Origin of the sequence: Fibrobacter sp., assembly GCA_012523595.1 — a bacterium.
Classification (GTDB): Bacteria; Fibrobacterota; Chitinivibrionia; order Chitinivibrionales; family Chitinispirillaceae; genus JAAYIG01.
In genome coordinates this window covers 1-2,671 of sequence record JAAYIG010000182.1, presented here as the reverse complement: position 1 = coordinate 2,671, position 2,671 = coordinate 1, and the positions used below count along the sequence as shown (strand labels likewise).

The window sequence follows — 2,671 nt, the reverse complement described above, 5'->3', positions numbered from 1 at the left end:
GTAAGCATTCGGTAAACCCCGTATTTTAATCTAATTCTGGAAAAACCATATTTCTGTCAAAAAAGGAGAAATATGGAACTAACAGACGAAATGCTTATCCCCACATTTAAGGCCAGCGGGCTGACCCAGAAGGAATTCTGCGAAGTACATAATATTTCCCTGGAAAAATTGAGATATCAACTATATCGGAAGGGGAAAACTCAAATCAAAGCAAGCAAACGAGTATCGCCGAAAACAGGACCTACCTTTATTACCTTTGAAAACTCACAAAAAAAAGATTTGAATCAAAGCAAAGAAATGGGTGAAATTTATACAATCATCCGTGGCCGCTTTAACCATAAAGAACTTGCATCAATAATCCTTGAGCTGGAAAAAACATGTTGAGTTTTGCATTTTCGATGCCCATACATCTTTGCTGTACGCCTACCGATTTAAGGAAGAACTTTGATGGTCTCAGCTCAATAATCACCAATAATTTCAAAAAAGATCCATTGCGGGATGGCATCTTTGTCTTTGTGAATAAGACATGTGATAAGATGAAAATTCTTGTATGGGATCGCCACGGCTACTGGTTGCTTTATAAACGGTTGGAAGCAGGGAGATTCCAAATGCCTCCTGTAGAAATATCAGATAACCCAGAAGCTATAAACATTACCTATGAACAGCTGCTGCTTATTATCGAAGGTATTGATCTTGCAAGTGTAAAAAGAAGAAAACGATATAATCTTCAATAATTTTATTGCTCATATCAAACATATTAAATATATTCAGTAAAGTATGAAAACAATTACCAAAGATGCTCTCATAGTTGCTTCCCGCCAGGAATTAATTGACACAGCTTTATCTCAGGCTACACTTAATGAAAAACTCCAAAGTGAACTTCAGGAATTAAAATTTAAACTTGAATGGTTTAAACGACAGATATTCGGAACCAAATCAGAAAGGTTCATTCCTTCAGATGATTTACAGGAAGCACTGGATCTGGGGATTGTCAAAGATGAAGAAACAAGCTCAGAAGCACCTGCAAAAGTAATAACATATGAGAAGAAAACCAAAGAAGCACAAAAACCCGCACATGGCCGCGGCAATATGCCAACTCATCTTCCCATCAGAGATTCCATTATAGAACCGGAGGGTGATTTAACCGGAATGGTTCGCATTGGAGAAGAAGTTTCATGGTATTATGAAATGGATAAACCAGATTCACTCCATGTCGTTCGTTTGATTCGTCCTAAATATGTACACCCTAAACAAGATGGAGTGTTAATTGGAGAACTTCCTGCATTACCAGTTGAAAAAGGCAATGCAGGCCCAGGATTTATTGCTAATATTTTGATTGATAAATTTGTATACCATCTTCCACTCGATCGTCAGCGTAAGAAATTCAAGAACGAGTACAATGTAGATTTTTCAGAGTCATGGTTGTGCGATAATTGCAGGAATGGCATATTCTGGCTTGAGCCTGTTTTAAATGGTTATGTCAAAGATATCCTTTCTTCAAACTATCTACAGGCAGATGAAACACCCATTCCAGTTCTTACAAGAGATAAAAAAGGGAAAACTCACAAGGGCTACTTTTGGGTTTATCACGATCCGATCAGAAAAATCGTTATCTTTGATTATCGCAAGAACAGGTCCAGAGAGGGACCTAATGAATTTCTTAAAAATTTCAAAGGAACACTTCAGGTTGACGGGTACGAAGGCTACGGTGAAATTATCGCCAGAAACCAACTTAAACATTCTGCATGCATGGATCATGTGCGAAGACGTTTTGAAAAAGCACTTGGCTATGACAAGGAACGTGCGCAGTATGCTCTTGACAATATGAGAGAGTGGTATCTGCTTGAACGCGAAGCCAGGGAAAAAGAACTGTCCAGTGATGACAGGCTTGCCATGAGAAAGGAAACAATCACTCCATCCATGTCTTCCTTTAAAGAATGGATTCTTGAGCAGATCTCTTCGGTACTTCCTAAATCGCCTATAGGAATAGCTCTTTCGTACGCTCTCAACCAATGGCCATTTTTCGAACCATACCTTAATGATGGCCGCATTGAGATAAGTAATATTCTGATCGAAAATGCAATCAGACCTGTTGCCCTGGGTCGTAAAAATTTCCTGTTTGCCGGTTCACATGATGCGGCCCAAAGAGCGGCAATCATCTATTCTCTGGTTTCCATCGCCAAAATGCACGGTTACGATCCGTTTGTTTATATCAAAGATCTCCTTACTGAACTTCCTAAAGCTAAATCCAGCGAAATCAGCAGATTTTTACTCCCTGACTGGAAACCTTCTAAACCTTCAGGTAATTCGTAAATACGTTGTAAAATACCTGGTTTTCAGATGCTTCTAAATATGGGTTTTACCGTATGCTTACATGCAGATCATGATGAACAAGATGAGAATCCTGTAAGAGGAAAAGGGGCTTGCTTTTAATAATAGCCATCTGCAGTTTATATATGTATTTTTTTGAAATTGTTCCGAACTTTTCCGATCGGCAGCCAATCTCTTCTACTATATTTATTAGAAAATCAAACCAAGTTTGAAACATTTCACTTTTTTCCAGATTAAACCAGCCAAACCCTTCTCCCATAATAGAATGGATTCTATTTATATAAATCCCGAGATTATACATTATTTGATCATACTCATTGGAAAAAAGTTTTACATGTTC

General features: G+C 38.1%; 3 protein-coding genes. All 3 read left to right on the top strand.

Translation table 11 applies throughout. The features are described 5' to 3' along the window. The first annotated feature begins 72 nt into the window (after positions 1 to 72). From GX089_12170 to GX089_12160, 3 genes are read left to right on the top strand one after another with little or no spacing between them, the layout of a single operon-like run. The gene (locus GX089_12170) at positions 73 to 384 is read left to right on the top strand and encodes a hypothetical protein (GenBank protein ID NLP03244.1); all 312 of its coding nucleotides are present in this window, start codon (positions 73 to 75) and stop codon (positions 382 to 384) included. After that, positions 378 to 734, top strand: coding sequence for an IS66 family insertion sequence element accessory protein TnpB (tnpB, locus tag GX089_12165; protein NLP03243.1), 357 nt, complete (start codon positions 378 to 380; stop codon positions 732 to 734). Before GX089_12170 ends, tnpB begins: the two co-directional genes overlap by 7 nt. Before the next feature lie 43 nt (positions 735 to 777). Further along, positions 778 to 2,313: an IS66 family transposase gene (locus tag GX089_12160; protein ID NLP03242.1), complete on the top strand. Its 1,536-nt coding sequence runs from the start codon at positions 778 to 780 to the stop codon at positions 2,311 to 2,313. Positions 2,314 to 2,671 lie beyond the last annotated feature (358 nt).